Annotated in this window: 23 protein-coding genes and 1 pseudogene; 9 read left to right on the forward strand and 15 right to left on the reverse strand. The window is 29.3% G+C overall.

The window, feature by feature from the left end:
- Positions 1 to 64: 64 nt before the first annotated feature.
- The 3 genes and pseudogenes from FBE93_RS06770 (at position 65) to FBE93_RS06780 (ending at position 3,826) form a co-directional block, all read left to right on the forward strand.
- Positions 65 to 1,768, forward strand: coding sequence for a protein-disulfide reductase DsbD (locus tag FBE93_RS06770; protein ID WP_002931957.1), 1,704 nt, complete (start codon positions 65 to 67; stop codon positions 1,766 to 1,768).
- Positions 1,765 to 2,432 (forward strand): annotated as a pseudogene (locus tag FBE93_RS06775) (MOSC domain-containing protein). The gene FBE93_RS06770 and the pseudogene FBE93_RS06775 overlap by 4 nt, the downstream one beginning before the upstream one ends.
- 50 nt (positions 2,433 to 2,482) lie before the next feature.
- The gene (locus tag FBE93_RS06780; RefSeq protein WP_002899674.1) at positions 2,483 to 3,826 is read left to right on the forward strand and encodes a sodium-dependent transporter; all 1,344 of its coding nucleotides are present in this window, start codon (positions 2,483 to 2,485) and stop codon (positions 3,824 to 3,826) included.
- On the opposite strand, the gene FBE93_RS06785 is transcribed toward FBE93_RS06780, so the two are convergent.
- The 5 genes from FBE93_RS06785 to peb4 form a co-directional block, all read right to left on the reverse strand.
- A complete protein-coding gene (locus tag FBE93_RS06785) occupies positions 3,818 to 4,693 on the reverse strand; it encodes a 1-aminocyclopropane-1-carboxylate deaminase/D-cysteine desulfhydrase (RefSeq protein WP_002931953.1) in 876 nt (291 codons plus the stop codon). The two genes, FBE93_RS06780 and FBE93_RS06785, sit on opposite strands and share 9 nt — an antisense overlap.
- Positions 4,680 to 5,633 (reverse strand): OmpA family protein, encoded by a 954-nt coding sequence (locus tag FBE93_RS06790; protein WP_002931952.1) that lies wholly within the window; start codon positions 5,631 to 5,633, stop codon positions 4,680 to 4,682. Before FBE93_RS06790 ends, FBE93_RS06785 begins: the two co-directional genes overlap by 14 nt.
- Positions 5,630 to 7,072 (reverse strand): MotA/TolQ/ExbB proton channel family protein, encoded by a 1,443-nt coding sequence (locus tag FBE93_RS06795; protein ID WP_126219551.1) that lies wholly within the window; start codon positions 7,070 to 7,072, stop codon positions 5,630 to 5,632. The genes FBE93_RS06790 and FBE93_RS06795 overlap by 4 nt, the downstream gene beginning before the upstream one ends.
- A 94-nt stretch (positions 7,073 to 7,166) precedes the next feature.
- Positions 7,167 to 8,231, reverse strand: a complete 1,065-nt coding sequence (fbaA, locus tag FBE93_RS06800) for a class II fructose-bisphosphate aldolase (protein WP_002931943.1) — start codon at positions 8,229 to 8,231, stop codon at positions 7,167 to 7,169.
- Entirely contained in the window at positions 8,231 to 9,052 is an 822-nt protein-coding gene (gene peb4, locus FBE93_RS06805; protein WP_165434306.1) for a peptidylprolyl isomerase PEB4, read from the reverse strand. The genes fbaA and peb4 overlap by 1 nt, the downstream gene beginning before the upstream one ends.
- 80 nt (positions 9,053 to 9,132) lie before the next feature.
- Between peb4 and nth the strand changes: the two genes are divergently transcribed.
- Genes nth through FBE93_RS06830 form a run of 5 tightly spaced genes read left to right on the forward strand, consistent with a single transcriptional unit; the run spans position 9,133 to position 11,760 of the window.
- Positions 9,133 to 9,759 (forward strand): endonuclease III, encoded by a 627-nt coding sequence (nth, locus tag FBE93_RS06810; RefSeq protein ID WP_002931938.1) that lies wholly within the window; start codon positions 9,133 to 9,135, stop codon positions 9,757 to 9,759.
- Positions 9,756 to 10,406: a DNA/RNA non-specific endonuclease gene (locus tag FBE93_RS06815; protein WP_059110965.1), complete on the forward strand. Its 651-nt coding sequence runs from the start codon at positions 9,756 to 9,758 to the stop codon at positions 10,404 to 10,406. Before nth ends, FBE93_RS06815 begins: the two co-directional genes overlap by 4 nt.
- Positions 10,407 to 10,416: 10 nt before the next feature.
- On the forward strand, positions 10,417 to 11,049 hold the full coding sequence (locus FBE93_RS06820) for a trimeric intracellular cation channel family protein (RefSeq protein ID WP_002861298.1): 633 nt from the start codon (positions 10,417 to 10,419) through the stop codon (positions 11,047 to 11,049).
- Between the two features lie 58 nt (positions 11,050 to 11,107).
- Positions 11,108 to 11,548 (forward strand): EexN family lipoprotein, encoded by a 441-nt coding sequence (locus tag FBE93_RS06825; RefSeq protein WP_002931936.1) that lies wholly within the window; start codon positions 11,108 to 11,110, stop codon positions 11,546 to 11,548.
- The gene (locus tag FBE93_RS06830) at positions 11,539 to 11,760 is read left to right on the forward strand and encodes an EexN family lipoprotein (protein WP_072225837.1); all 222 of its coding nucleotides are present in this window, start codon (positions 11,539 to 11,541) and stop codon (positions 11,758 to 11,760) included. The genes FBE93_RS06825 and FBE93_RS06830 overlap by 10 nt, the downstream gene beginning before the upstream one ends.
- On the opposite strand, the gene cmoA is transcribed toward FBE93_RS06830, so the two are convergent.
- From cmoA to FBE93_RS06880, 10 genes are read right to left on the reverse strand one after another with little or no spacing between them, the layout of a single operon-like run.
- Positions 11,750 to 12,460, reverse strand: a complete 711-nt coding sequence (cmoA, locus tag FBE93_RS06835; RefSeq protein WP_072225838.1) for a carboxy-S-adenosyl-L-methionine synthase CmoA — start codon at positions 12,458 to 12,460, stop codon at positions 11,750 to 11,752. The two genes, FBE93_RS06830 and cmoA, sit on opposite strands and share 11 nt — an antisense overlap.
- The gene (locus FBE93_RS06840) at positions 12,447 to 13,301 is read right to left on the reverse strand and encodes a bifunctional riboflavin kinase/FAD synthetase (protein WP_002931935.1); all 855 of its coding nucleotides are present in this window, start codon (positions 13,299 to 13,301) and stop codon (positions 12,447 to 12,449) included. The genes cmoA and FBE93_RS06840 overlap by 14 nt, the downstream gene beginning before the upstream one ends.
- Positions 13,267 to 14,028 carry a TlyA family RNA methyltransferase gene (locus FBE93_RS06845; RefSeq protein WP_002931934.1) on the reverse strand — a complete coding sequence of 254 codons (762 nt, stop codon included), beginning with the start codon at positions 14,026 to 14,028 and terminating at the stop codon, positions 13,267 to 13,269. Before FBE93_RS06845 ends, FBE93_RS06840 begins: the two co-directional genes overlap by 35 nt.
- Positions 14,025 to 15,029, reverse strand: a complete 1,005-nt coding sequence (locus tag FBE93_RS06850) for a hypothetical protein (RefSeq protein ID WP_165434322.1) — start codon at positions 15,027 to 15,029, stop codon at positions 14,025 to 14,027. Before FBE93_RS06850 ends, FBE93_RS06845 begins: the two co-directional genes overlap by 4 nt.
- Positions 15,010 to 16,953: an NAD-dependent DNA ligase LigA gene (ligA, locus tag FBE93_RS06855; RefSeq protein ID WP_165434307.1), complete on the reverse strand. Its 1,944-nt coding sequence runs from the start codon at positions 16,951 to 16,953 to the stop codon at positions 15,010 to 15,012. The genes FBE93_RS06850 and ligA overlap by 20 nt, the downstream gene beginning before the upstream one ends.
- Complete coding sequence (gene folP, locus FBE93_RS06860; RefSeq protein ID WP_002931927.1) at positions 16,954 to 18,096, reverse strand: dihydropteroate synthase; 1,143 nt, start codon at positions 18,094 to 18,096, stop codon at positions 16,954 to 16,956. It lies immediately after the preceding gene.
- 1 nt (position 18,097) lies between these two features.
- Positions 18,098 to 18,697, reverse strand: coding sequence for a DNA polymerase III subunit delta' (locus FBE93_RS06865; RefSeq protein WP_002867699.1), 600 nt, complete (start codon positions 18,695 to 18,697; stop codon positions 18,098 to 18,100).
- A gap of 5 nt (positions 18,698 to 18,702) precedes the next feature.
- Positions 18,703 to 19,239: a HobA family DNA replication regulator gene (locus FBE93_RS06870; protein ID WP_002861289.1), complete on the reverse strand. Its 537-nt coding sequence runs from the start codon at positions 19,237 to 19,239 to the stop codon at positions 18,703 to 18,705.
- Positions 19,240 to 20,442 (reverse strand): aspartate kinase, encoded by a 1,203-nt coding sequence (locus FBE93_RS06875; protein WP_165434308.1) that lies wholly within the window; start codon positions 20,440 to 20,442, stop codon positions 19,240 to 19,242.
- A 1-nt stretch (position 20,443) separates the two neighbouring features.
- Positions 20,444 to 20,914 carry an RNA pyrophosphohydrolase gene (locus tag FBE93_RS06880; protein WP_032581179.1) on the reverse strand — a complete coding sequence of 157 codons (471 nt, stop codon included), beginning with the start codon at positions 20,912 to 20,914 and terminating at the stop codon, positions 20,444 to 20,446.
- A 100-nt stretch (positions 20,915 to 21,014) separates the two neighbouring features.
- Between FBE93_RS06880 and hemW the strand changes: the two genes are divergently transcribed.
- Positions 21,015 to 22,082, forward strand: a complete 1,068-nt coding sequence (gene hemW / locus FBE93_RS06885) for a radical SAM family heme chaperone HemW (protein WP_002933508.1) — start codon at positions 21,015 to 21,017, stop codon at positions 22,080 to 22,082.
- The last annotated feature ends 38 nt before the right edge of the window (positions 22,083 to 22,120 follow it).

Here is a 22,120-nt window from a genome sequence, read left to right on the forward strand (position 1 = left end):
ATTTACCATAATAAATTATAATTGAAGCTAAAAATAAAGGAAAAAATAAGTTTTTAGGAAATTTATGCGTATTTTTGGTATTATTTTATTAAGTTTTTGTTTATGTTTTGCTTCTATATTATCTTTAAATGAAGCTTTTAATGTAAAATCAAACTCTTATAATAACTCTATCTCAATTGATATTAAACTTGGAAAAGATATTTATCTTTATTCTAATAAACTTAAATTATATATAAACGAAAAAGATATAAGTTCTTTGATTAATCTACCTCAAAGTTCTACAAGAGGTAATGAAAATGTTTATTATCAAAAATTAAATTTAGCTTTGCCAAATTTATTACTAGAGCGCTTTGCAAAAAATACCACAAATTTAATCAAACTCGAATTTCAAGGCTGTTCTGAACAAGGCTTGTGTTATAATCCTCAAACTTGGTACTTTGATCTCATTTCTAAAAAAGATGCTTTTGAAATTTCAAAACCTTACAAAGCTCAAAAAATAGATAAAAAAACTAAAATTGAATCTGAAGAAAGCTCTATAGCAAATTTTTTAGCAACAGATAACTTTTTTTGGATTTTGCTAAGTTTTTTTGGCTATGGACTTTTACTCTCCTTAACACCTTGTATTTTACCTATGATTCCGATTTTATCTTCTCTTATCATAGTAAAAAGTAATGCTAAATTTTCAAAAAAATATAGTTTTTTTCTCTCTCTTATCTATGTTTTTTTCATGTCTTTAGCCTATGCTATTGCTGGAGTTATAGCAAGTTTTCTAGGAGCAAGTATTCAAGGAATTTTACAAAAACCTATTATTTTAATTCTTTTTGCTCTAATTTTCATAGCTTTTGCTTTTGCTATGTTTGGAGCTTTTCGCTTTGAATTGCCATTAAGATTTCAAACCTTTATACATAAAAAAAGCGAAAAAGGGAAGGGAGTTGTAGGTATAGCCATCATGGGATTTTTATCTGCTTTAATAGTAGGTCCTTGCGTAGCAGCTCCTTTAGCAGGTGCTTTAATTTATATAGCCAATACAGGCAATGCTTTATTAGGTGGTAGTGCGCTTTTTATCATGAGTTTTGGCATGGGTATACCTTTGCTTTTCATAGGCTTAGGATTAGGTTTTATTAAACCTGGTTTTTGGATGGAAAAAGTAAAAATTTTCTTTGGTTTTGTTATGTTGGCTATGGCTATTTGGATACTTTCTAGAATTATTGAAGAAAATTACATTTTAATTGCCTATGGAATTTTAGGTGTATTTTTTAGTGTTTTTATGGGAATTTTTGAAAAAAGTTTTACAATAATTTCTAAAATTAAAAAAAGTATTTTAATTCTTATTTTAGCTTATTCTCTAAGTATTTTCCTAGGGGGACTTTTTGGGGCTAAAAATTTCTTAAATCCTTTAAATTTCAATACTATATCTGCCTCAAAACCTGCTTTAAGCTATGATTATATCAACAATTTTGAACAATTAAAGCAAGAAATACAAACAAATACAAAGCCCATAATGCTTGATTTTACAGCATCTTGGTGTGAAAATTGCAAACTTTTAGATGAATTAACCTTTAGCGATGAAAGAATCATACAAAAAATGCAAAATTACAAACTTATCAAAGTTGATGTAAGCGAAAATAATAATGAACAAATTAAAACCATGAAAGAATTTAATGTTTTTGGCCCACCTGTTTTAATCTTCTTTGAAAATGGAAAAGAAAAATTAAAAATCACGGGTTTTATCAGTGCTGATGATTTATTAAAAAAACTAGAACCATGAAAATTCAAAGTTTGCAAATAGGGAAAATTAAAAACTATAAAAATTTCCAAAGTGCATTTATTAAAGATACTTACCTAGAAGAAATACAAATTGATTTTCTAGGTATTTTAGATGATCAAATAGCTGATAAAATTCATCATGGAGGCTACCATAAGGCTATTTTTGCCAACTCTTGTAAAACTATCCTATATGGGAAAGATTTCTTAATAAAAAGCTAAATTTTGGCTCAATGGGTGAAAATTTGAGCATCGATGGGCTTTGTGAACAAAATGTTTGCATAGGTGATATACATCAAATTTCAAATGCAATACTGCAAGTAAGCGAACCTAGAAAACCTTGTGTAAAAATTTCTAAAATTCACAATAATTCAAATTTTACACATGAAATTTTTAAAACGGGCTTGAGTGGATGGTATTATAAAGTTTTACAAGTTGGACAAATACGAAAGCATGAAAACATTAAAATTTTAGAAAAAAATTCTACTTCACTTAGTGTATTTGAACTCAATCAACTTTTTTACTCCCCACATCAAGCTCTTAGACAAAATCCGATTTTATTAGATAAATTAGAAAAATTAAACTCTCTCATATCTCAAAATTGGCACGAAACGATACACAAACGCTTAAAAAATACTTACGATATAAGCTATATGGATAGCTTATAAGTTTTTAAAGTTATTTTTAGGTAAAATAATTCTTTTTCGAAAGGATAATCATGCAAAGACAAACATGGAGTAGCACACTAACTTATATTCTAACAGTCGCTGGAGCAACCATAGGATTTGGAGCAACTTGGCGTTTTCCCTATCTTGTAGGAGAAAATGGTGGCGGTGCTTATGTATTAGTTTTTTGTATAGCTATGATTATCATAGGCATTCCTGTTATTTTAGTTGAAAATGTCATAGGCAGAAAAGCGATGACAAATAGCGTAGATGCTTTCAAACAAAAATGGCAAAGTATTGGATATATGGGACTTTTAGGAAGCTTTGGCATAATGGCTTACTACATGGTACTTGGAGGATGGGTTTTAGTTTATATTTGGGAATTAACCCTAGGGAATTTTAGTCTTGCCAATGTAGTAAACAAAGAATTTACTCATCAGTTTTTTAACGACAAAATAGCCTTCAATCCTTTAGGAGTTGGTATTTTTACCACTGTTTTTGTAATTATTAATTATATTATTTTAAAAAGAGGCATTATAGATGGTATAGAAAAATCCGTAAAATTTTTAATGCCTTTATTATTTATTTGTCTTATTATTGTTGTAGGACGCAATTTAACCCTTGATGGAGCTATGGCTGGAGTTAAATTTTATCTTGAACCTGATTTTAGTAAAATTTTATCACCAAAACTTTTAATCGATGTTTTAGGACAAGTCTTTTTTGCTTTATCCCTAGGTTTTGGGGTAATGATAACACTTTCATCTCATCTTAATAAAAATGAAAATATGGCAAAAACCGCTATTTATACAGGGGTTTTAAATACTATCATAGCTGTTTTGGCTGGTTTTATGATTTTTCCAGCACTTTTCTCAGCGGGACTTGCTCCAGATAGCGGGCCTTCTTTGGTTTTTGAAACTTTACCTATAGCATTTTCTCATATCCATTTTGGCACCATTGTGTGTATTTTATTTTTTGTCTTACTCTTGATTGCAGCTTTAACCACAAGCTTGCCAATTTATCAAGTTATTATTAGCGTATTAGAAGAAAAATTTAAATATTCTAAAAATCTTTCTATTAACCTAACTCTAGGGTTTATCTTCATACTTGGTAATCTTCCTTGTATTCTAACTTATGGGCCTTGGCGTGATATTGTTATCATCAAAGGAAAAAACATTTTTGATAGTTTTGATTTCATTAGTGGAAATATTTTGTTTGTTTTAACTGCATTTTTTTGCTGCATTTATGTAGGTTGGATTTTAGGCAAACAAGAAAGTCTAAAAGAACTTAGCAATAACAATACACTTAAAAGTTCATGGTTTGGAATTTGGTTTTATTATGTAAAATATATAGTACCTTTGATTATTTTAATCATTTTTATCTATGGAATTTTAAACTAATTTTTTAAATTTATATCTCTCTAACATAGTGGAATTTCCTAAAATTCCACCTTGATGTATATAAAGCAATGGTTTTTTCCACTCTTGTTTTAATGCTATACTTAATCCTAAAATATCATACAACAAGTCAAATTCTATATTGCACTTTAACTTTAAATCCATATAAAGCTCATAAAATTCTTTATACGGCTTAGCAAAGTGATATTTTTTATCACTTGTTAAAAATTCTAAATTTGAAAAATCATAGCTTGGATCTAATGTTAAAATTTGTTTTTTAAGATATTTAATATCACCTACACAAGCGCAAGTAAATACTTTAAATTTAGAATACTTTGCCAAAAAAGCTGCCGAAGTGCCTGTACCCGAAGGTAAAAAAATATCAAAATCAAGCTTTAAACTTTGACTTTGCATTTGAATTTCTTGAGCAAGTTCCATATAGCCATATTGAGCTTCTAAATTAGCTATGCCTTGTTCTATAAAAATATCATCTTTTTTACACAAAGACAAAGCAAATTGCTTTAAGGATAAAGAATGGATATTTTCTACAAAATCAACACCATTTTCTAAAGCTAAAGCATAGTTTCCACAAGGATTATTCTTAAGAAAAGTAGAAATTTTTTCACAAGCAAAAACAAGCTTATATGATCTTTGTTTAGCAAAAATACTTAATGCTGCTAAAGCATTACTTTGAGTTCCACCATAACTTATAAAACATTGATTTTTAGGATATTCTTGATGAAAATAAAATGCAAGTTTTCTAGCTTTATTTCCATTAATCTCTCCTAATAAATCATCTCTTTTAACATAAAATTCAAACCCATTAAAATTTATCTTTTGTATAGGGCTGATTGTTTTAATGAAATTCAAAGAATTTTTCTATATCTTTTAAAGCATTGTCATTTTTAATGCTAAATTTTATCTCTATACGACGACTCTTATCCTTATCTTCAATCCCATTGATAAACACAGGATCTGAAAAAGAACGCCCGCTTGCCATTAAAAGCTTTTGAAGTTTATCATTTTTATAAAAAGTATAGATAAAATTCATCACCTCATATGCTCTTTTTTGTGATAAATCTAAATTATAAATATAAGATCCATCACTATCAGTATGTCCTTCAATAATGATATTTTCAATGTTAGAAAAAATTTTTGGATCTTCAAGAATAGCATCAAAATATTCGCTTAAGATTTTTCTCAAACTTGCCTTTGCCTCATTTTTTAACACATAAGAATCTTTATCAAAAAGTACTTCAGCAGGCAAAGAAATAGATCCTGTCTTTTCATCTATAGTGATATTATTATCAAGTTTGCTTTGCAATTCCTTGCTTAAATTTTCACGAATCAAACCAAGATTTTGCACCTTTTCTTTAGCTTTTTGAAAATCTTCTTGTAAATTTTTAAGCTCTTCATCTTTTTTCTCTAGTTGACCTAGTAAAATCAAAATTTGCTTATCTTTATTATCTAAAGTTGAGTTTAAATCTTTGCTTAACTGCTTGTAATTTGTAATATTAGCCTCTAATTCTGCTTTTTGAGAATTAGCAAGATTTAAAGCACTAGAAGCATTGTTTAAATCAGAACTTAGTTTAAACACTATGGCTTCTTTATTTCTAAGCTCTTCTTTGCTCTCCTCTAAGCGTGCCTCTTGTTTATTGAGATTGTCTTTGATTTCTTTTAAATCACTTTGAGTTAAAACATATTTTACAACAATAGCACCTATTAGCAAAATAAAAACAAACAGCAATCCTGCCATTAAATCAGCATAAGCTATCCAAAAATTGCTATCTTCTTTTGACTCATTTTTCATTTATTTTCTTTATCTTCGTTTTTTAGCTCATCATTGCTTTCTTGCTTAGATATTTCTGCTTGAATTTCATCTTGATTTTCTTCAGTCTTAGACTCTGAAAAATCTTCTATTTGTTTGGTTTCATTTTCTTTATTCTGATTTTCATCCCCAGAAAGCTTGCTCATCATTTGACTTGTTTCTTCATCAAGTGCTTTCATTTCTTTTTTAAGCTCATCCATCATTTTGATTTTAGCATCGATGCTTTTTTCTTCTTCGTATACTTCTTTAAATTTATGCATACCTTCAAACAAGCTTGCTTTAAATCCCTCAAAAACCTTTTCTTGACTTTCCAACATTGCTTTTTCATAAAGTTCAAAATTTTTACCAAAACGCTCTACTTTTTCATCGAATGCACTTAGCGTCTTATCAAGATGATGAATTTTATCACTACTGATATCGAGCAAGCGATTATATTGTTCTGACATTCTTGTATTGATTTCTTTTAAATTTTGATTGAGTAAACCTATACCATTTAACATTTCACTATAAAGCTTTCCAAGATCGCGTTGATCTCTTTGTGCTTTACTAAGCTCACCCATGGTTTGTTTGATGTGTTCACTACTTAATCTAATGGCCTTTTCTTCTACATTTAGCATATCTTGGAAAATACCAAATTTTCTATCAATAGCATGATCAAGCTCTGCAAAAAAATCATCGTTACTAACTTGTTTAAAAATTGCTCCAATTTTTTCAAAATGTTGCAAACTCTCAGTTAAATATCTTTGATCAAGCTCTTCTTTTGTCCAAAAAAATCCACTTGTAGCGTTTTTTTGACGATTTAGCAAACGATCTATTTTACTTTTACCATATTTTTCAAAAAACATCCACCATAATGCAAGAAAAATTCCATAAATTGAAACATAAAAAGCAGTTCCTACTCCACTTAATAAATCTGCAATTTCTTGTTCTAAAGCGGCTGTATCACTAGAACTAAAATTTGGCATTGAAAAAGCTATGCTGATAAAAGTTCCTAAAATTCCCATCATTGGAAAAATTGCCGAACCTATACTAGCAAAATTCTCATTTCTTGCACCTTTAATATATGTATAAGCAAAGTCATCAAAATTGGCATTTGATTTCGTGTCTTTCCCTATGGCAAGAAAATGCCTCATAATATGTCTTTTTAAAGCCTGTTTAAATTCATCTTTTTGTTGTTCAAAAATACTATACGCATACTCAGCACTATGTCTAGCAAAAATCAATGCTGTAAAAAAAATCACACCTGTCATAATAACCGTATGTAATTCAACCTTAAAGTCAATTACATTAAAATAACCTAATAAAATCAAAATATAAAGAAAAGCTGGAATAAAAATAATTTTAAAATAAACCAAAGAACCTCTTGCATCTTTGCCTTCAGGCAAAACAAGTTCTGAAATTTCATCTGATTTAATCTCCATGAAACCAATACCTCAATAAAAATTTTATTTTAAAGATTGCTACTTAATTTGATAAAAATTTTTAAAACAAAATAAAACTAAGCCTTTAAAATGCTTAGTTTTTGTTTATACAGTTTAAATCTTCAAAAGCGACTTCAAGACGCTTTATCATGCTTTCTTCACCACTCCTTAACCAAACACGCGGATCATAGTATTTTTTATTTGGCTTGTCATCACCTTCTGGATTTCCAATTTGTCCTTGCAAATAAGCCCTATTTTTAAGTTCATATTCACGTACCCCATCCCAAAAAGCCCACTGGGTATCTGTGTCAATATTCATCTTAATTACGCCATAACTTACTGCATTTTTAATATCTTTTAGCTCGCTACCGCTACCACCATGAAATACAAAATTTATAGGCTTATCATTTTTTAAAGCAAATTTATCTTTGACAAATTTTTGCGAATTTTTTAAAATTTCAGGTTGTAAGCTAACATTTCCTGGTTTGTAAACTCCATGTACATTTCCAAAGCTTGCTGCAATTGAAAATTTATCACTAATTTTTCCAAGTCTTTCATATGCAAGTGCTACATCTTCTGGTTGGGTATAAAGCTTAGAATTATCAATACCTGTATTATCCACTCCATCTTCTTCGCCACCTGTACAACCTAGTTCTATTTCAAGTGCGACACCTAAAGCATCAAGTTTTTGAAGATAGACTTCACAAGTGTTAAGATTTTCTTCTAAACTTTCTTCACTAAGATCAAGCATATGAGAACTAAATAAAGCTTGTCCATGGGTTTTTTTATATTGTGCATTTGCCTCAATAAGCCCATCAATCCAAGGTAAAAGTTTTCTTGCGGCATGATCAGTGTGTAAAATCACAGGTACACCATAAGCTTTAGCAAGTAAATGTACATGTTTAGCCCCACTAATTGCACCTAAAACTTCTCCATTAGGACAATTTTTCCCTGCATAAAATTTTGCCCCACCATTTGAAAACTGGATAATAACTGGAGAGTTAACTTTTTTTGCAGATTCTAAAACTGCATTAATAGAATCAGTTCCTACAACATTAACAGCAGGGATAGCAAAACCCTCTGCTTTAGCATAGTCATAAACTTTATTAAGCTCATCTCCGCTAATCACCCCTGCTTTTACAATGTCTAAAACACCCATTATTTATATTCCACTTTAGCACTATTTAAAAGATCTTGGCCTTTTTGATTGATAACTTTTTTAAATTCTTCAAATTTAAGTCCGTTTTCAATACCTTGTTTTACTTCATCAAATTTGATTTGACCTTTAGCCTGCGAATTTTCTTTTAAGATTACATGATAGCCAAAATTCGTTTTTATTGGAGTTGTAGTAATAGTACCATTTTTAAGTGCAAAAGCAGCATCTGTAAAAGGCTTTACCATAGTTGATTGATCAAACCAACCAAGCTCACCACCTTGGTTTTTTGAACCTGGATCAATTGATTTCTCTTTAGCAAGCTCACTAAATTTAGCATCTAGTTCTTTACCTTTTAAACCTTTAAGTTCGTTAATAATATCCTTAGCTTCTTTTTCTGTCGCTACTAAGATATGTTTTGCTTGCACTCTCGCAGGTTTTACGTATTTGTCTTTATTTTGATCATAAAAAGCTTTAACTTTAGCCGCATCAATTTTAATTGTATTTAAAATTTTCTCTTGATAAACATTAACAAGTATTGCATCTTTTGCACGATCAAGTTCTTTTGTGTATAAAGGATCTTTTTCTAAATTTTGTTTTTTAGCATCTTGCAAAATTAAGTCTTGCATAATATACTGCTGAATAAGAGCTTTTTTTTGATTATTTGGCAAAGTTTTAAAATCCTGTCCTCTAAGCATAGGGGCAAAAAATTCACTTACTTCTGTATCACTAATGCTCTTGCCATTAACAGTGGCTACTGTAGCTGCATTTACATTTAAAGCTACACCTGCAATCAAAGCTGCTGCAACTAAAGAAATTTTTTTCATTGGGTTTCCTTTTTAATAAAATGTATATAAAATCGATTATATCTAAACTTGGTTTAAAGCTAATTAACTAAAATTAAAAAATGAAAAGAAATTTAGAAATCAAAGAGCTTTTTTTAAAACATTTTGAGAAACCTGTAACAGAACTTAAATTTTCAAATTTATACGAACTATTAGTCTGTGTGATGCTTTCAGCCCAATGCACTGATAAAAGAGTTAATCTCATCACTCCTGATCTTTTTAAAGCTTATCCTGATATCAAATCTCTTGCAAATGCAAATTTATCAAGCCTTAAAACCTACATACAAACTTGTTCATTTTTTAATAATAAAGCACAAAATCTTATAAAAATGGCAAAAGCAGTTTGTGAAAATTTTGACGGAGAAATTCCCCTTGAAGAAGAGAAATTAAAATCCTTAGCAGGCGTGGGACAAAAAACCGCCCATGTGGTTTTAATAGAATGGTGTGGAGCAAATTTCATGGCTGTAGATACTCATGTTTTTAGAGTTTCTCACCGCTTAGGACTTAGCAAAGCAAAAACTCCAGAAGCTACAGAAGAAGATTTAACACGCATATTTAAAGATAATCTTAACTATCTTCATCAAGCCATGGTTCTTTTTGGACGCTACACTTGTAAAGCTAAAAAACCTTTATGTAAAGAATGTTTTTTAAATCATCTTTGCAAAAGTAAAGATAAGGAACTTAAATGAAAATTTTCATCTTTTTACTCGCTATATTTCTTAATATTTTCGCCTTAGAATCTTACAAGCCTAGTGCTGTTTTTTCTTCTTATTTTAACAACATAAATTGCTCGCAAATCTTAGATAAGTTTTTTTATCTAAATTGCTATGATTATAAACTCAAAGGTACAAAAGCCGTTGCTTATAAAGTAGAAGCTTCAAATTTAAAAAATAAACAAATTAAAAAACGTCCTCGCTTTGAAGATGATACAAATATTCCTAAAAAATACCGCACTACTTGGAGTGATTATAAAAACAGCGGCTACACGCGAGGACACACTGCACCCAATGCTTCTTTTAGCTTTAGTAAAGCTGCCCAAAATTCAGTATTTTTAATGAGTAATATTACCCCACAAAATGCGCAAATAAATAATATAATTTGGAATGAAATCGAACAAAGAGAAAGAAATTTGGCTTTAAAATTTCAAAGTATTGAAGTTTTAAATTTAGTACTTTACGATAAAGAACCACAATACATTAAAAACCATATTGCTATACCAAGTTTTTATGTAAAAATTATTAAAACTCCGAAATTTAAAGAATGCTATCAAGTACCAAACCACGAAGTAAATGATGAAAATATTAAACAGTATCAAATAAATTGTGATAAATTTTAAGGTATAAATTATGGAGATAAATGCTCTTACAATAACCACTCTTTATATCATAGGTATTTCCGCAGAAGGAATGACAGGGGCTTTAGCTGCAGGACGCCATAAAATGGACCTTTTTGGAGTTATTTTTATTGCTCTCGTAACAGCAATTGGAGGCGGAAGCATACGAGATGTGCTTTTAGGACATTATCCTTTAACTTGGGTTAAACATCCTGAATATATTATTTTAATCTGTTTTTGCGCCCTTATAGCCACAAAAATTCCACGTGTAGTAACCAAACTTGAAACTTTATTTCTAACTCTTGATGCTATAGGACTTGTTGTTTTTAGCATACTTGGAGCTCAAATAGCCATAGATCAAAATCATGGGTTTATCATAGCCGTTGCTGCTGCTGTAATTACGGGTGTTTTTGGTGGAATTTTAAGAGATATTTTATGTATGAGAATCCCTTTGGTATTTCAAAAAGAAATTTATGCAGGAATTGCCATAATTGCAGGAGCAATCTATTATTCTCTAATAATGTGGCTTGAGCTTAATGCTCTAGTTTGCACACTTTTAACTCTTTTTATAGGAGTTATTGCAAGGCTTTTAGCTATCAAATATCAATGGTCTTTACCTATTTTTTCTTATAATGAAGAAAAATAATTTATCGTTGCTTTATACAAGTTTGCTAAGATGCTAAAAATTTTTAGGAGATTGATAAATGCAAAGACTAAGTATTTTACTTACAATTTTAATAATTATTAATATAACAGCTTGCGATAGCAAAACAGAAAATTACTACAAAAATCATCCTAGCGAAGCAAAAGAAAAAGCAAAAGAATGCAAAGAAAGCGGAACTCTTAGCGAAGATTGTATTAATGCATTAGAAATTGGTATTAAGCCAACAAATGAAGAGAGTAAATACAGTCCAAACACACCAAAAAAATCTGATAATCAGATATTAGAAGCTTTAAAACAAAATAATTTAAAAAAAGAAAAAATCACAAAAGATATTAACCAAAGTTCAGAAAATAATGAAAGTATTATAATGCCGCCCATAGCAGAAACACCTTCTGAAATTTATCTTTCCAAAACAACAGAAAACAATCAAAGTTCTATCTTTAGTGATGATATTAATATAACACAGGAAAAATTACCATGAAAATAACTCTTTTTTTAAGCCTTATTGGTATATTTTTTGCAGCATGCGAACAAACCAAAAGTGTAGAATATTATCAAAATCACCCTGAAGAAGCAAAAAAAAGAAGTTTAGAATGCAGGCACAAAGCTATCATCAGTCAAGATTGTGTTAATGCGTATAAGGTAGGTTTTCCAAAAGATGAATGGGAAAATGAAAATATCTCTAATCCTTAAAAGCTATAAAAGTTTCAAAATTTGCCCATTTAAAAATACTTTCTATTTTCTTAAAACCTGCCTTTTCTAGCATGTTTAAATTTTCTTTTTGACTATAAGGAATTAAAACATTTTCTAAGGCTTCTCTTTTAGCTGCAATTTCAAATTTAGAATAGCCTTGTTTTTCTTTGTAGTCTGCATAAAGTTCTATGATATTTTTAGACAAAAAAGCATCTTCATAAAGGATTTTTTCACTCATAATCAAAATGCCTTTAGGATTTAAATTTTTATAAATTTTATCAAGCAATTCCTGTCTTTTAGGAGGACGAATAAACTGCATGGTATAATTTGCCACAAAAACATCGCAAGTAAAAAAATCAAATTCGCATAAATTAGCTTCAAAAAAACTTATATCAAGTCCATAAGCTTTAGTTTTTGACTTTGCAACTTCAAGCATAGAAGCAGAATTATCCACGCCAAAAAGTTTAAAATCCTTTCTTAGATTTGCCAACAAAATCAAAAAATTAGCACTTGAACAGCCCAAATCACAAATACTTGCATTTGCAAGTAAAATTTTAGCCAATAAATTAGCACAAAGTTCTAAATTTTCCCTATAAAATGGTACAGAACGATTAATCATATCATCAAAAACACTAGCCACGCTTTTATCAAATTCAAATTGTTTTTTAGGGCTTTGTTTAAAAAGTTCATCTTTCATCATTTTTCCTTAATAATTCTCTAGCTTGTTCTATGTCTTTGGCAATTTGATTTTTAAGTTTTTTTAGATCTTGAAATTTTTGATTCTCTCTTAGAAAAGATATAAACTCAAGTTCGAAAAACTCCCCTTGTGTGAAATTTTCACCTAATTCTTCTAAAATATGACTTTCTATAGCAAAATTTTCATCGCTTGATCTTACACCTAAAAAACTCACACTTTTATAAGTTTTTCTTTGACTTTTTAACAAAGTAGCATAAACACCATTTTGAGGTAAAAAATAACCTTCACAATCTAAATTTATAGTCGCAAAAAGTTCTTTAGAGCCCAAACCTTGTCCTTTAATCAACTTTCCTTTAATACTATAATCTCTTCCTAAAAATTCTTTTGCTTTTTGCAAATTTGCTTTTGATAAAAAATCCTTAATTAAACTTGCATGAACACCTATTCCGTCTATGCTAAATTCATCAACTATTATAGTTTTTATCCCACTTAAAAACTCAATATCTTTAGCATTATAAGCTCTATTTTTCCCAAAAGAAAAATCATATCCCACCACTATAAATTTTAAATTGACAAATTCTTTTTTCAAAAAGCTTAAAAAATCTCTACCATCTAAAGATTTTATACTTTCAAAATCCACTTCTATAACTTTTTTTCCTGAAATTTCTTCTTTTTGACGATTTGAACAAAGAAATTGACCCTTAAATTTATTAATAACTAATAAAGCCCCATTCTCATCTAAACATTTTACAAGTTTTAGATGTCCTAAATGCATACCATCAAAACAACCTATGGCTAAAGAGGTAATATTAATTTTTGATATAGTAGTAAAAATATTCAACATTACCTTCCTTTCCTTTAATGCTTGATTTTTGCGTATTTTTTAAAAGCCAACCCAATTTAGCACATGCTTTTTCAAAATCCATTCTTGCCTTTAAGATTGCCTTATCATCTTTTAAAACACCTTTTTTATCTCTTTTGATATTTTTTCCCACTTCAAACTGAGGTTTAAAAAGTAAGATAATTTCCTTTAAAGCTAAATTATCGATATAATAAAGTAAATTAATAAGAGAAATAAAACTCACATCACAAGTAACAAGTTCAAATTTTTCTTCACTTTTAAAGGTTCTAAGATCTGTATTTTCATGCAAGATAATTTTTTCATTTACTCTTAAACTTGAATGGAGTTGATTACTACCCACATCAAGAGCAGTGATTTTTAAAGCCTGATTTTCAAGTAAAATTTGCACAAAACCACCCGTGCTAGATCCTATATCAAGACAATTTTTATGTTTTATTTCAATATCATTTTCTTCTAAAAAATTTTTTAATTTCAAAGCTGCTCTTGAAACATAAATTTCACTTAAAAGATCCAATTTTAACTCATTGGCTAAAAGTATATCTTCAAGATTTAAATCTTGCGTTTTTTTTAAATTTTCTAAAAAATTTTTCACATCAAAAGAAGCTTTAAAACTTTTACCATTAAGTAAAATCTCTTCATTTTCTATAAGCTCTAAAGCTTTATTTCTACTGATATTTAAACGCTTTGAAACAAAAAAATCAAATCTCATTTTAAACTCTCATTTATTCTTTTTTCGAAGTCTTCTTTTTCTTTAGAAAACCACCAAATGCCTATTTCAAAAGCATTTTTTTTAAAAATTTCTCTAAGATCTTTAAGTTCTTTTTCAAAAAGATCTTTTTCTTTTTGAATTAAACTTAAATTATGATCTTTTAAAAAATCAAAATTATTCATCCATAAAAGTATTTGTTCTTGTTCGGATTTTAAGGCATTATTTCTTTGCTCTTTTAAAAAATAACCTGCTAAAACCATGATAAAACACAAAAATAAAACAATTATTTTTATCTTTATTTTCAAAACAAAATTAAAAACAAAAGCCAAAAGAGAACAAAACATAAAAAAATTAAAAAAATCAAAAATAAAATTTAAAACCCTAAATCCCAAATATCCAAAATAAGAAAAAATAAAAAATTTTAAATTTGAAATAAAATGTAAAAATTCAGACAAAAAATCAAAATAAACAAAAGAAGCACTCTTATAGGCAATGATTTTCCTAGAAAAAAGTTCTAAATTTAAAATTTCATTGTAAGTAAAAAAAAGCCCATAAAATGCATAAAATAAAGCAGTAAAAAAACTAGCGATAACAACTATTCTAAAATCATTATAAGCATTATCTACAAATTGCAAATGTAATTCTTTTTTTAAAAATATCATCAATAAAGGCAAAATTATAAATATAAAAACAAAATCAATTTTTTCAAGATTTAAAAAATTTAAAAATAAAGAAATAAGTCCAAAAATCGCCAAGAAAAAACTAAAAATATAAAGATAAAAATCCCCCATACTAATACGATAAAACAAACTTCCCTTAATCAAAGTAGCTTCTTTTATAATATTTTTTCTAAGCTTTAAAAATAAAAAGAATTCCCAAAAAAGTGTTAAAAAAATAGGAATTAAAAAAAATAAAGAAAAAACAGTCCTTTGCCAAGTTAGCAAAAAGCCAAAAAGGCTTAAAAGCGTTAAAATATAAGAACTATTCTTTAACAAGCTCATTAAAGGCACTTTCATCTATACATTTTACTTCAAGCTCTTTAGCCTTAATCAGCTTAGAACCTGCCTCTTCTCCAAAAAGCACATAGTCAGTCTTTTTAGAAACCGAACCACTTACCTTACCTCCAAGCTTTTCTATTAAAGCCTTAAACTCATCTCTTGGGCGTGAAAGAGTGCCTGTAATCACAAAAGTTTTACCAAAAATCACACCATCGCTTTTGATTTCAAGTTTTTCTATTTTCAAATTTAAAAGCTTGTAAAACTCATCAATTCTTGTGCGATTAACACGCGTAAATTCGCAAAGACTTAAAGCCATTTGCTCTCCAAAACCTTCTAAATTGGCATAAGCTTCAAAGCTTTGCTTGTGCCACTCTTTACCAAAACTTAAACTTAATTTTTTAGCCGCAACCTCGCCAATATGCTCTATCCCTAAAGCTGTGATAAAACGAAAAAGCTCACATTCTCTTGCTTGTTCTATGGCATTTAAAAGATTGTTAATTTTCTTTTCTTTAAAGCCTTCCAAACCTTCAAAATCATTAAATTTTAAATGAAAAATACTCTCAAGCGTAGTGATTTTTTTGTGCTTGTATAAAAGCTCTACTATATTTTCTCCCAGTCCGTCGATATTAAGACATTTTTTAGAAACAAAATGAATGATAGAATTTATAAGTCTATCTTCACAGTCTATATTTTGACATTTTATTAAAGTTCCTTCATCTAAAAGCTCACTTTGGCAAGTAGGACAAAGCTTAGGGCGTGAAATTTCCATCTCTAAACCTTCTCTACGATCTTTAAAAACCTTAGTGATTTTAGGGATAACATCGCCACTTCTTATCACGCTTACAAAATCATTGATTTTAACATCAAGTCTTGCAATCTCATCAAAATTATGGAGTGTGGCTGATTTTACTACAACCCCATCTAAATTTACAGGTTCTAAAACCGCCACAGGAGTGATCACTCCACTTCTTCCCACTTGTAAATTTACGCCTATTAAACGCGTGGTTTTTTCAAGTGCAGGAAATTTAAAAGCTGCCATAAATTTTGGAAATTTTACCGTATAGCCTAATTCTTCACAAAGTGCAAGATCATCAATTCTTACCACCATACCATCCATCATCATAGGCTTTTTTTCTCTTAAAGCTAAAAGCTCATCATAAGCTTTTAAAACCTCGTCTAAATTAACACAAAGTCTTACAAAATCATCTTTTAAAAAACCGAGCTCTCTGATAAATTGCATCACCTCGCTATGTTTGGTAAAATTTAAGGTATTTTCCCCTACTCCCCAAGGATAAAATTTCAAATTCCTTTCTTTGGTGATGCTTGTATCAAGCTGCCTTAAACTCCCACTTGCAGCATTGCGTGGATTGGCAAATAAACTTTGATTTAAAAGGGCTCTTTTTTCGTTGATTTTCTCAAAATCATCTTTTAAAATCACCACTTCTCCAAGAATTTCTATCCTTTCTTTATAGGCTATATTTTTAGGTATATTTTCTATCTCAAAAACATTAAGCGTTATATCCTCACCCACTTCGCCATCGCCCCTAGTGGCACCGCTTACTAATTTACCATTTTCATAAAGCAAATTTAAACTCGCTCCATCAAATTTAGGCTCTATAAAAAAGTTTTTTTCACATTTTGCGCGTTTTGCCCAAGCCCTAAGCTCACTCTCATCAAACACATCTTCCATCGACCACATACGCTTTAAATGAGCTATTTTTTTAAACTCGCTTTGTATAGTAGGAGCTATTTTTTGCGTTGGAGAGTCTTTTGAAATTTCATCTTTATTTTGTTCTTCAAAAGCTCTTAATTCTCTGATTAAAGCATCGTATTCTTCATCGCTAGCCAAGGGTTCATCTTTTTCATAATATGCCCTCATCCACAAATTGGCTAAAGCAACTTTTTCTAAATACTCTTCTTTTTTCATCTAAACTCCTATATTATCCATTGCCTGCGCTAAAGCAAAAAGTTGTTTGTGCTCATATAAATCATGCACTCTTATAATACTAGCACCATTTTCAAAAGCCTTTAAATGCAAATACAAAGTTCCTGCTAAACGATCTTTAATCTCGCTTTGAAAATACGCATTAATCACACTTTTGCGACTCGCACCTATAAGCAAAGGCTTGTTAAATTGCAAAAAATGCTCTAAGTGTTTGATTAAAATCATATTATGCCCCGCACTCTTTCCAAAACCAATACCTACATCTAAAATACTTTCTTTTACTCCAAAACTTTCTAAAAGTTCAAGTTTTTCTTTAAAAAATAAAGTCATCTCATCAAGTAAATCTTCATAAAAAGGATTATCTTGCATGTTATTTGGATTGTTTTGCATGTGCATTAAGCAATATTTTGCCTCATATTTACTTGCAAGTTTGGCTAGATTAAGATTTCTTAAACTTGTAATATCATTAATGAGTTTAAAACCCTTATTTAAAGCATATTCTAGACAATATTCATCAAAACTATCTAAACTAAAAATCGCTTTTTCATGATAATTTTTCTCATAAATTAAGTCAAGTACTTTTTTCAGTCTTTTAAATTCCTCTTCCTTACCACAATACTCACTCCCAGGTCTTGAACTTACCGCACCTATATCGATATATTCAGGCTTTAAAGCAAGAAAGTCATTAAGCCTTTTTTCAAAGTCTTCTTCACTCACACGACTTTTTGCATTAAAACTGTCTTCATTGACATTAATCACTACCATAAGCTCAGCTTTTTTTGGTTTTAAAAAATCTTTTTGCAAAAAAAGAGCCAAATTTTTAAGTCCAAAATCTTGAAGCTTTTCTTTAGCAATAAGCTTTTGAATTTGTTCTTTACTTGCCATTAAAAGTGCATTTGAATGAGTGATTTTTGCAGTAATTACTTCTTTATGAGTAATAAGTTCAGCTCCTACTCTTAAAGCATCTTGTTTTAAAATATTTGCTGCAGGAGTGGAAATATCTTTGATAAAAATAAAATGAATTTTTGTTTTTTCACTCATAATCTTTTGTCCCATTTTATGGGGATTTATGAAAGAACAAAGCAAATTAAAATCGGTATTTGGATTGATTTTAAAAAATTTCATTTTATTTCTTTGTATAATAATTTAGTAAAAGAGTAGCTAAAAGCACCCCGCTTTTAGAATTTAATTTTGCAAGCTCATAGCCTTCATAAAAAAACTCTAATTCTTCAGCATTAAAATCTTTATATTTCACACATTCTTTAGCAAGTAATGCGATTTGATCCATAAGTTCATTTTTATCCAAATTTTCATTTTTTTGCAAAAAATCAAAAAGCATTCTTAAATCCATTCTTTTAAGATCTAAATCAAGTTTTTTAACTTCCTTTTCAACTTTTCTTTTTTCACAAATAAGACGTGATTTTATAGTAGGTAAAAGTAAATTTTTAGAAGGTACCACAATAAGAAATTTAATATTTTTTGGAGGTTCTTCGAGAAGTTTAAGTAAAAAATTTTGTGCTTCTATCCTATAAGAATCCGCCATTAAAACAATAATTTTTTCTTCGGTTTCTGCGATATAGCTTTCTTTTTCAACTGCTCTTGCATCATCAAGTAAAAATTCATTTTGTGGCATAAAAAATCTTAATTTTTTAATACCAAAATTATTAATCATTTCTTCTTTAATACCTAAAAAATCTTCACTGATAATAATCTTACTAATAAACAAAATATTTATCCTAATTGCACCTTGGAAAATAATATTGCATCCAAACTTACATCAAAAAGTTGATATAAACTAATAAGCTTGATATCCAAGTCTTTATCTTTAGAATTTAAATAAAAACTATCTTGTAACTGCTCATCAAAAAGCCACAATAAACTATCATCTCTTGATTTAGCGATTAAAGATTTATTATCAGAAGCACTTCCTATGTAAAAATACACATAACCATTAGGAAAAGAAATGTCAAGCAAGTCATTAAGTAAAGCTATATCTTCTGAACTTTGTACTTTCTTCTTGCATAAAGAATTTAACGACACAAAAGGAAGCATGGGACGAGCGGCTTTTGAATTTATATTTTTTAAAAAATACTCTTCATACCAAGATCTTTGTTCATCGCACATTAAGACAAAAGTGCGTCCCTCTAAAAGATATTTAAGTCTTGCAGCCATCAAAGGAGCCCATTCTAAACGACGCGACTCCAACCATGCCATAAAAGCTCCGCCATTGCGAATATTTTCAAGAGTAAAACTTAAAAAATCACTCATTTATTTATCAAGTCCGTAGCACTCATGTAGTGCTCTAACTGCAAGTTCTCCGTATTTTTCATGAACTATCATTGAAATTTTTATTTCACTAGTAGAAATCATACCGATATTAATCCCCTCATCAGCTAAAGCTTTAAAAGCTTTACTTGCCACTCCTGAATGTGATTTCATGCCTACGCCGACTATAGAAACTTTTACTACAGCACTATCACTTTCTATAGTTGTTTTTGAGCTTAAAATTTTTTGCATAGCATTTTTAGCTAATTCAAGTTCATTTTGAGGAACCGTAAAACCCAAATTTGTAGCGCCATCAACTCCAACATTTTGTATAATCATATCTACATTAATATTTTCATTTGCTAAAACAGAAAAAATTTCAGCTGCGATTCCAGGCTTATCTTCTACATTTCTTAAAGTCACTCTTGCTTGATTTTTATCCAAAGCAATACCACTTACTAAAGCTTGTTCCATTCCATCTTCCTTTGTTATCATTGTTCCTTCGTTATTGTTAAAACTACTTCTAGTTACTAAGTTAACATTTAATTTTTTTGCAAGCTCTACAGAGCGATTTTGCAAAATTTTTGCACCCAAACTTGCAAGTTCAAGCATTTCTTCATAAGAAATTTTATCCAATTTCTTTGCCTTTGGTTCAATTCTTGGATCTGTTGTATAAACCCCATCAACATCGGTATAAATTTCACACAAATCCGCATTTAAGGCACCTGCTACCGCCACAGCACTTAAGTCGCTTCCACCACGCCCTAAGGTAGTTACATTACCTTCCTCATCTACACCTTGAAAACCTGCTATAACAACTATTTTACCATTTTGAAGTTCTGATTTTATCGCTTTTATATCAATATGATGAATTCTTGCCTTTGTAAAAACACTATCTGTAATAATTCCCGCTTTTCTCCCAGAAAATGATATAGCAGGATAACCCTTTTCATTTAAAGCGATGGAAAGTAAAGCGCTTGTTACACGCTCTCCACTGCTTAAAAGCATATCCATATCTTTACCATTAGGAGTTTTACTAAAATATTCAGCTTGCTCGATAAGAGTATTTGTCACCCCACTCATTGCAGACACTACAACAACAAGTTGATTACCCTGTTGCACACTTTGGATAACCCTATTGGCTACTGCTTCGATACGCTCAAGTGTTCCAACGCTTGTTCCACCATATTTTTGAACTATAAGCATTTTAGATATAACCTTTCTCTTCAAAATATTTGATCACTCTAACATAAATATTTTTTTTGAAATGATTAATCATTTCAAAAATTTGTTTAACACTCACAAATTGATAATCATCAAATTCAGGATGCTTGGTATTGATATTGATTGTAGCACCGTGCTTTAAACGCACTAAAAAATATTTTTGAATCTGTCCATCATAAGGATACATTTTTTTAACAATTTTACTCGGAAAATCATAACTCAACCATTCTGGATACTCAGCAATGATTTCAACCTCATCAGTGCCTATTTCTTCTTTTAGTTCTCTAAATAAAGCGTTTTTGACACTTTCACCTTTATCAATACCTCCTTGTGGAAATTGCCAAATATTATCCATATCACTTCTTTTAGCTATAAAAATCTTACACTCAAAAGGATAAGAACTTGATAAAACAATAGCTGCAACATTTGGTCTATAATTTTTCTCGTTTTCCACAATATTTTTCCTTAAATCTCAAGAATATAATTTTAACCTAAATCAAATCAAATTTTTATTAAAATACATTAAAAATTTAATAAAATATTTTAGGGTTTTTATGTATTTTTATATCCATATTCCATTTTGTGAAAGCAAATGTAATTATTGCGCTTTTACAAGTTTGAAAAAAAATGATTATGAAAAAGCTTATTTTCAGGCTTTAAAAGAAGATATTGTTTTTCAATTAAAACAATTTAACATTCAATCAAATCAAATTAAAACCTTATTCATAGGCGGAGGAACACCAAGTTGTGTCGATGCGTATAATTATGAAGATATTTTTAAAATTTTATATCCCTTACTAGATAAAAATGTAGAAATTTCATGCGAAGCTAATCCCAACTCAGCAACATTAAATTGGCTTAAAAATATGAAAAATTTAGGAGTTAATCGCATTTCTTTTGGAGCTCAAAGTTTTCATCCTAAAAAACTTCACTTTCTTGGAAGAATTCACAATCAAGAAATGATTATCAAAGCATTAGAAAATGCAAATAAAGTAGGTTTTAAAAATATCAATTTAGATCTTATTTATGATACAAAATTAGACAATAAAAAAATGCTTGAATTTGAACTCTTACACTTAAAACAAATCAAGGCTTTAATCACACACCTTAGTGCTTATAATTTAACCATAGAATCAAACACAGCCTTTGCCAAAAAAGAACACTTTAAAAAAAATGCTCCTAATTTAATGAAATTTTTCATCAAACAACTCCTAGAACTTGACTTTTTTCAATATGAAATCAGTAATTTTTCAAAAACCAAAGCCCAAATTTGCAAACATAATCTTGCTTATTGGCAAGGAAAAAACTACCTAGCTTGTGGATTAAGTGCAGTAGGATTTTATGAAAATAAGCGTTTTTATACAGCAAAAAATTTAAAAAATTACATAGAAAATCCTACTTTTAGATCTATAGAGCAACTAAGCTCCAAAGACTTGAATTTAGAACATCTATTTTTAGGACTTAGAAGTATAGTAGGGATTGATGAAACAAAACTCAATCAATGGCAAAAAGACAAAATAAATATATTATTAAAAGAAAAAAAACTTTTTTACAAAAATAAAAGATATTTTAATCCTAATTTTCTCATTAGCGACGAACTTGCTTTATATCTCTCATCTTAAATTTAAGTTTTTTAAGTAAAATATTTATTTAAAATATC

The organism is Campylobacter sp. CFSAN093229, from assembly GCF_011068225.1.
GTDB classification, from domain to species: domain Bacteria; phylum Campylobacterota; class Campylobacteria; order Campylobacterales; family Campylobacteraceae; genus Campylobacter_D; species Campylobacter_D jejuni.

Excerpts from the sequence above, each read along its gene's own strand:
- FBE93_RS06770 (WP_002931957.1), top strand. The coding sequence starts at position 65 with ATGCGTATTTTTGGTATTATTTTATTAAGTTTTTGTTTATGTTTTGCT.
- FBE93_RS06780 (WP_002899674.1), top strand. The coding sequence starts at position 2,483 with ATGCAAAGACAAACATGGAGTAGCACACTAACTTATATTCTAACAGTC.
- FBE93_RS06790 (WP_002931952.1), bottom strand. The coding sequence starts at position 5,633 with ATGAAAAATGAGTCAAAAGAAGATAGCAATTTTTGGATAGCTTATGCT.
- FBE93_RS06795 (WP_126219551.1), bottom strand. The coding sequence starts at position 7,072 with ATGGAGATTAAATCAGATGAAATTTCAGAACTTGTTTTGCCTGAAGGC.
- fbaA (WP_002931943.1), bottom strand. The coding sequence starts at position 8,231 with ATGGGTGTTTTAGACATTGTAAAAGCAGGGGTGATTAGCGGAGATGAG.
- peb4 (WP_165434306.1), bottom strand. The coding sequence starts at position 9,052 with ATGAAAAAAATTTCTTTAGTTGCAGCAGCTTTGATTGCAGGTGTAGCT.
- nth (WP_002931938.1), top strand. The coding sequence starts at position 9,133 with ATGAAAAGAAATTTAGAAATCAAAGAGCTTTTTTTAAAACATTTTGAG.
- FBE93_RS06815 (WP_059110965.1), top strand. The coding sequence starts at position 9,756 with ATGAAAATTTTCATCTTTTTACTCGCTATATTTCTTAATATTTTCGCC.
- FBE93_RS06820 (WP_002861298.1), top strand. The coding sequence starts at position 10,417 with ATGGAGATAAATGCTCTTACAATAACCACTCTTTATATCATAGGTATT.
- FBE93_RS06825 (WP_002931936.1), top strand. The coding sequence starts at position 11,108 with ATGCAAAGACTAAGTATTTTACTTACAATTTTAATAATTATTAATATA.
- cmoA (WP_072225838.1), bottom strand. The coding sequence starts at position 12,460 with ATGATGAAAGATGAACTTTTTAAACAAAGCCCTAAAAAACAATTTGAA.
- FBE93_RS06840 (WP_002931935.1), bottom strand. The coding sequence starts at position 13,301 with ATGTTGAATATTTTTACTACTATATCAAAAATTAATATTACCTCTTTA.
- FBE93_RS06845 (WP_002931934.1), bottom strand. The coding sequence starts at position 14,028 with ATGAGATTTGATTTTTTTGTTTCAAAGCGTTTAAATATCAGTAGAAAT.
- FBE93_RS06850 (WP_165434322.1), bottom strand. The coding sequence starts at position 15,029 with ATGAGCTTGTTAAAGAATAGTTCTTATATTTTAACGCTTTTAAGCCTT.
- ligA (WP_165434307.1), bottom strand. The coding sequence starts at position 16,953 with ATGAAAAAAGAAGAGTATTTAGAAAAAGTTGCTTTAGCCAATTTGTGG.
- folP (WP_002931927.1), bottom strand. The coding sequence starts at position 18,096 with ATGAAATTTTTTAAAATCAATCCAAATACCGATTTTAATTTGCTTTGT.
- FBE93_RS06870 (WP_002861289.1), bottom strand. The coding sequence starts at position 19,239 with ATGAGTGATTTTTTAAGTTTTACTCTTGAAAATATTCGCAATGGCGGA.
- FBE93_RS06875 (WP_165434308.1), bottom strand. The coding sequence starts at position 20,442 with ATGCTTATAGTTCAAAAATATGGTGGAACAAGCGTTGGAACACTTGAG.
- hemW (WP_002933508.1), top strand. The coding sequence starts at position 21,015 with ATGTATTTTTATATCCATATTCCATTTTGTGAAAGCAAATGTAATTAT.